Source organism: Cellulomonas rhizosphaerae, from assembly GCF_003470205.1.
In the GTDB taxonomy this organism is placed as follows: Bacteria; Actinomycetota; Actinomycetes; order Actinomycetales; family Cellulomonadaceae; genus Cellulomonas; species Cellulomonas rhizosphaerae.
In genome coordinates this window covers 1-5,599 of the sequence record NZ_QWKP01000083.1, presented here as the reverse complement: position 1 = coordinate 5,599, position 5,599 = coordinate 1, and the positions used below count along the sequence as shown (strand labels likewise).

The 5,599-nt window shown below is 73.2% G+C and carries 5 protein-coding genes and 1 pseudogene; 5 read left to right on the top strand and 1 reads right to left on the bottom strand.

Annotated elements, in window-relative coordinates; genetic code table 11:
- The 3 genes and pseudogenes from D1825_RS18095 to D1825_RS01515 all read left to right on the top strand — a co-directional run.
- Positions 1-407 (top strand): annotated as a pseudogene (locus D1825_RS18095) (LCP family protein); the annotation flags it as partial.
- 88 nt (positions 408-495) lie between these two features.
- Positions 496-1,281 carry a DUF6345 domain-containing protein gene (locus tag D1825_RS01520; RefSeq protein WP_118765740.1) on the top strand — a complete coding sequence of 262 codons (786 nt, stop codon included), beginning with the start codon at positions 496-498 and terminating at the stop codon, positions 1,279-1,281.
- A 30-nt stretch (positions 1,282-1,311) separates the two neighbouring features.
- The gene (locus tag D1825_RS01515) at positions 1,312-2,121 is read left to right on the top strand and encodes a hypothetical protein (protein ID WP_118765739.1); all 810 of its coding nucleotides are present in this window, start codon (positions 1,312-1,314) and stop codon (positions 2,119-2,121) included.
- A 17-nt stretch (positions 2,122-2,138) separates the two neighbouring features.
- Here D1825_RS01515 and D1825_RS01510 read toward each other — a convergent pair whose 3' ends face one another.
- Positions 2,139-4,229, bottom strand: a complete 2,091-nt coding sequence (locus tag D1825_RS01510; RefSeq protein WP_118765738.1) for an acyltransferase family protein — start codon at positions 4,227-4,229, stop codon at positions 2,139-2,141.
- A 92-nt stretch (positions 4,230-4,321) separates the two neighbouring features.
- Here D1825_RS01510 and D1825_RS01505 point away from each other — a divergent pair, with 92 nt between their 5' ends.
- A complete protein-coding gene (locus tag D1825_RS01505; RefSeq protein WP_118765742.1) occupies positions 4,322-4,774 on the top strand; it encodes an S-ribosylhomocysteine lyase in 453 nt (150 codons plus the stop codon).
- On the top strand, positions 4,771-5,505 hold the full coding sequence (gene mtnN, locus D1825_RS01500; RefSeq protein WP_233549554.1) for a 5'-methylthioadenosine/S-adenosylhomocysteine nucleosidase: 735 nt from the start codon (positions 4,771-4,773) through the stop codon (positions 5,503-5,505). The genes D1825_RS01505 and mtnN overlap by 4 nt, the downstream gene beginning before the upstream one ends.
- Positions 5,506-5,599 lie beyond the last annotated feature (94 nt).

Sequence of the window (5,599 nt, the reverse complement as noted above, 5' to 3'; positions counted from 1 at the left end):
ACCTGTGGATCGGCAGCGACCTGGGCCGCCTCGACCGGCAGCACGAGTTCCTCGTGGCGCTGACGGACAAGATCCACCACGAGAAGCTGCTCGGCAAGCCGACCAAGCTGCTCAAGGTCCTCGACCAGGCGACCAAGGCGATCAGCGTCAGCCCGGGCCTGGGCGACCTGCGCACGATGGCGGGGCTCGCCAACGGGCTGCGCGGCATCGACGGCGACGAGATCGACGCGATCACCGTGCCGACCGTGCCGTCACCGACCCAGTCGGGCCGCGTCGTGTGGACGTCGGCGGCCGACGACATCTGGAAGCGGCTCAACGAGGACCGGCCGCTCACCGACCCCGAGCCGAGGCCCACCGGGTCGACGCACACCCCGAGGGCGACGAAGCCGGCCGGCATCTGCGGCTGAACGACTTAGCCCCGGCCGCGCGTATCTGCCGACCTGAGCCGCGGTCCCTTCCCTTCGTCCGCACTTTCGACGACGAAGGGGGCCCACGATGTCGTACAGCATCGGGGTGGAATGGATCAACGCCTACAACAACCTCAACGCGCTGCACCACGAGCACGAGGACGCCGGCGGCTTCTACGACGAGCTGCGCCTGCACGACGGCGCGACCGGCCTGTTCAACTGGGGCGACTCGGCCGCGTGGGAGGACGACTTCAAGGCCAACGCCCGCGGCGGCCACGCCGACCAGTGGGTCGAGCGCGCCGACATCGTCTACTTCACGGGCCACGGCAGCCCGAGCGGGTTCTACTTCCGCAGCGACACGCCCGACGACTCCCAGGTCCGGGGCGACTTCACCAGCACCTCGTCGGGCAACGACGGCGACCTGCGGCTCGGCCACAACAACATCGAGTGGCTCGCGCTCGAGGTCTGCAACACGCTGCAGATGAACGCGAACCAGCAGGGCGCCAACCGCGACGTGTTCGACCGCTGGGCCGACGCGTTCGAGGGCCTGCACGCGATCCTCAGCTTCACCACGACGAGCCTCGACCTGGCCAACCCCGGCAAGGTCTTCGCCGCCGCGATGGACGGCCGCTGGATCAGCGTTGCCTACGGGCTGCCGGACTGGTTCGGCCGCTCGCCGATGCGCGTGGTGGACGCCTGGTTCTGGATGGCGCAGTTCTGCCAGCCGAGCGACGTCGAGTCCGCGGTGCTGTTCGCCAACAGCCAGGGCACCAACACGGGTGCCGACTTCCTGCACGGCCACGGCGCCGTCAGCCCCGACCCCGTCCGCGGCCAGTCCTGGTTCTCCTGGACCTGGATCCCGCACGCCTGCTGACCCCTCCACCTCTGAGAACGGACCAGAGCCATGACCACGATGACGGTGGCGCGCGTGCGCCCCACGACGTTGGACGACGACCGCATCAACGCGCTCGCCGAGACCATCTCCCTGCGCGGCGAGCTGCTGCGCACCGACGAGGCGATCGCCCTGGTCGGCCCGGACGGAGCCGTCGTGCACGGCCAGCCGGGCAACCGGATGGGCGGGCTGACGAACCTCGTCGACAACCGGCGCGGCATCGCCGACCTGCCGCCGGAGACCGACCAGCGGCGCGTGATCCCGGCCGAGAAGGCGGTGGCGATCGTCGCCGAGCTGACCGAGAAGCTGCGCCTCGGGCCCACGATCGCCGACGGTGGCGCGAAGCTCGACGTGCGCGTCGACGCTCGCGTGACGCAGGGCGTGCGGTTCGACGGCAAGGAGCGGTACGCGTTCGACGCGAAGACCGACGTGCGCACCCGCGTGTTCCTCGACGGCGTCCCGCTGTCCGGCCCGCGTGCCGGCGTCTCGGCGACGTTCCTCGAGGACGCCTCGCCCGTGCTCCTGGCGGTGACGACGTGGGACGCCGTGGAGGCGTTCGACGAGGTCGAGGTGCTCGAGAAGGACGAGGTCGTCGAGAACCTGCTCGCGACCGCGAAGGGCCGGCGCAAGGCGACGCCCGTCGAGATCGTCGGCGCGTCGCTCGCCTACTGGGCCGGCCCGTACGAGGGCGGCGCGGACGTGCTCGAGCCCGTGTGGTTCGTGGAGGTCGCGCACGCACCCGCCAAGGGTGAGGAGGTCGGTCCGCACCAGCTGGTCAAGGTCGCGGCGGGCGTGCGGTCAGCGCGGCGGGTCGCCGCCTGACGTCAGCCCTGTTGACGTCAGCCCGTGACGAGCGGGACGAGCTGGTCGGCGAGCCGCGGCGCGAGCGAGCGGGCGTAGGACGCCGTGAGGTGGTGCGCGTCGCGCCAGACGAGCACGCCGCCGATGATCGCCGGGCAGGTGGTCCCGGGGCAGACGTAGTCGTCGAGGTCGACGAGCGGCACGTCGGCCCGCTCGGCCGCGGCCCGCTGCTGGGCGAGCGCCGATCGCTCGACCGCGGCGGACCGCGGCACGGAGCACTTCGTGGCCCACGCGTCGGTGTGCTCGGCGACGCACTCGGGGATGTCCTTGGCCATCCACGGGGTGTCGCCGAGCGCGACCACGGTCGTGCCGACGTCCGCGAGCGTCTTCCACGTGCGCGCCAGGCCGTCCGCGACGTCGTCCTCCAGCGTCGCCTTCGATCGGATCGTGCCGTCCACGACGACCCCGTCGATCGCGTCGTTGGACGTCACGACGACGGTCGGCGGATCGGCCAGGAGCTTCGCGGAGACCGCGTCGTTCCACTGCGAGCAGGTCGTGTACGGGCCGTCGATCGTCGTGAGCCACACGTCGACGTCGGCGAACGCGCAGCTGCCCTTGGTGTACGTGTCCAGGCGCCAGCCCTGCTGCTCGGCGACCGCGCGCAGCGTGGGCTGCCACTGGGCCGCGTGCGAGTCGCCGACGAGCGCGACGACCACGTCGGCATCGGGGTCGCCGTAGGTGCACGCCTTGGCCGTCGTGCCGTTCTTGTCCTGGTGGCAGCCGTCCGGGTAGAGGTCCGCGACGTCGCCCGTCGCGTCCGCGAGCGCCGGCACGACCTCGGCGAGGTCGGTGCCCGGGTCGGCCGATCCGCTCCACGCGCTGGTGCCGATCACGGCGGCTCCGGGGGCTGCGCCGGACGGGCCGGTGGGCACCGCGAGCGCGACGCCGCCGGCGGCGCCGAGCCCGACGAGCGTGCAGGCCAGCCCGACGAGCGCGGACTTGCGCACGCTGGCCCGCAGGGCCGACGAGAGGTGCAGCGGCTGCTCGACGAACCGGTACGCGAGCCACGCGGGCAGCACCGAGAGCGCGACGGCGGCGATCCCGACTCCCGTGGGCAGGCGGCCGGCGTCGTCGGCCCACAGCGTCGTCGCGACCACGACCACCGGCCAGTGCCAGAGGTACAGCGAGTAGGACATCGCCCCGACGGTCTGCATGCCCGGCAGCCCGAGCACGGTCAGGCCGCGCCGGTCGCGCAGGCCCGCCGCGAGGACGAGCGCCGCGCCGAGGGTGGGCACGAGGGCGGCCGCACCCGGGAACGGCGTGCCGCCGGTGAACACGAACGCGGCGTAGGCGATGAGCGCGAGGCCGGCCACGCCCGCGCCGGTGAGCCAGCGCTGCGGGAGCCGAGCCACCCGGGCGGCCCCGACCGCGAGCAGCGCGCCGACGGCGAGCTCCCACAGCCTCGTCGTCGTGACGAAGTAGGCCGCGTCGGGCGCCGACGACGTGAGGTGGATCGACCAGGCCAGCGAGGGCACCGCGATCGCGAGGATCGCCGCGGCGAGGAGCCGGGCGCTGACCGCCCGGCCGCGGCGACGCGCCCACAGCACGGCGACCAGCACGAGCACCGGCCAGAGCACGTAGAACTGCTCCTCGACCGCGAGCGACCAGAAGTGCTGGACGGGGCTCGCGGCGGAACCCTCGGCGAGGTAGTCCACCGACCGCCCCGCCAGGCGCCAGTTCACGACGTACAGCGCGGTGCTCGCCATGTCGCCCGCGATCTCCCGCCACCGGGTCACCGGCAGCCAGAGCACCGTCGCGATCGCGGTCGCGACCAGGACCGTCGCTGCGGCGGGCAGCAGCCGGCGCGCTCGTCGGGCGTAGAACCGCCCCAGCCGCAGCCGGCCCGTCTCCCTCACCTCGGTGACGATCATCGAGGTGATGAGGTAGCCGGAGATCACGAAGAACACGTCGACGCCGACGTACCCGCCCGGCAGCCCGGGGACCCCTGCGTGGAACACGAGCACGAGCACGACGGCGATCGCGCGCAGCCCCTGGATGTCGGGCCGGAAGCCCGCACCCGAGCGCGGCGGTGCGGCGGGGGCATCAGCCCGCGTCTGCGTCGTGGTCACGCGCGCAGGCTAGCCGGTGCCCCTGGACGGCGCGCGTCACGGCAGAATGGGTGGTCGCCGCCGATCCGAGGAGCCCCGCCGTGCCCGAGCGCATGAATGTCGAGTCGTTCAACCTGGACCACCGCACCGTCGCCGCGCCGTACGTGCGCCTCGCGGACACCAAGAAGCTGCCGGCGGGCGACGTCATCGAGAAGTACGACGTGCGGTTCACGCAGCCCAACGTCGCGCACCTCGAGATGCCGACCGTGCACTCGCTCGAGCACCTGTTCGCCGAGAAGTCGCGCAACCACTCGGACCGCGTCATCGACTTCTCCCCCATGGGCTGCCAGACGGGGTTCTACCTGATCCTGCAGGGGCAGTGGGAGTACGACGCCGTGCTGGCGCTGGTGGCGGACACGCTCGAGGACGTCCTCGTGGCCGACGAGGTTCCCGCGGCGAACGAGGTGCAGTGCGGCTGGGGCGCGAACCACACGCTGTCCGGCGCGCAGGAGGCAGCGCGCGCGTTCCTGGCGGAGCGGGACTCCTGGTCGCAGGTGACCGCGTGACGTCTCGGGCCGCCCACCGGGCCGAGCTCGGTCCGTTGTCCGGTCCGGTGGACGCGGTCGTCGTCGTCGCGATGACGGACGAGGCTGCACCGTTCCTCGCGCGCGCCTCCTCGGTCGGCGATGCCGTGGTCGTGGGCGGTGCCGAGCACCACCGGCTCGTGCTCGGCGGCCGCTCGGTGCTGCTCGTGCGGTCCGGGATCGGGCTGGTCAACGCGGCCTCGGCCGCATCGGTCGCGCTCGGCTCGTCGTCGGCCCGCGTGCTGATCAGCGCCGGGAGCGCGGGCGGCCTCGGGGTCGGCATCCGCGTCGGGGACGTCGTCGTCGGCTCGTCGTACGTCCTGGCCGACGCGGACGCCCGCGCCTTCGGCTACGCGCTGGGACAGGTACCCGGCATGCCCGCGTCGTACCCGGCCGATCCGGCGCTGGCCGCCGCCGCGACCGCTCCGCGCGAGGACCTGCGGGTCCACGCCGGCCTCACGATCTCCGGCGACTCGTTCATCGACGCCGAGCGCGTGGCCCGGGTCCGCGAGGCCTACCCCGGGGCGCTGGCCACGGACATGGAGTCGGCCGCGCTCGCGCAGACGGCCCACCTGTTCGGGGTCCCGTTCGTCTCGGTCCGGGGCATCTCGGACCTGTGCAGCCCCATGGAGGCGGGCGAGTTCCTCACGCACGTCGACGACGCCGCGGACCGCTCCGCCACCGTCGTGGAGTCCCTGCTCACCACCCTCTGAGGCCCCGCGGGCAGCGCGGGCTCCCGCCCGGTCCGCTCCCACTCCGTTGCTGGGTGCGCGTGGGTGTGCGGCACGCCGCGCAGGATGCGGCGTG

What these genes read in the sequence shown, in the direction of transcription:
- D1825_RS01515 (WP_118765739.1), top strand. Translation starts at nt 1,312, where the DNA reads ATGACCACGATGACGGTGGCGCGCGTGCGCCCCACGACGTTGGACGAC.
- D1825_RS01505 (WP_118765742.1), top strand. Translation starts at nt 4,322, where the DNA reads ATGAATGTCGAGTCGTTCAACCTGGACCACCGCACCGTCGCCGCGCCG.
- D1825_RS01520 (WP_118765740.1), top strand. Translation starts at nt 496, where the DNA reads ATGTCGTACAGCATCGGGGTGGAATGGATCAACGCCTACAACAACCTC.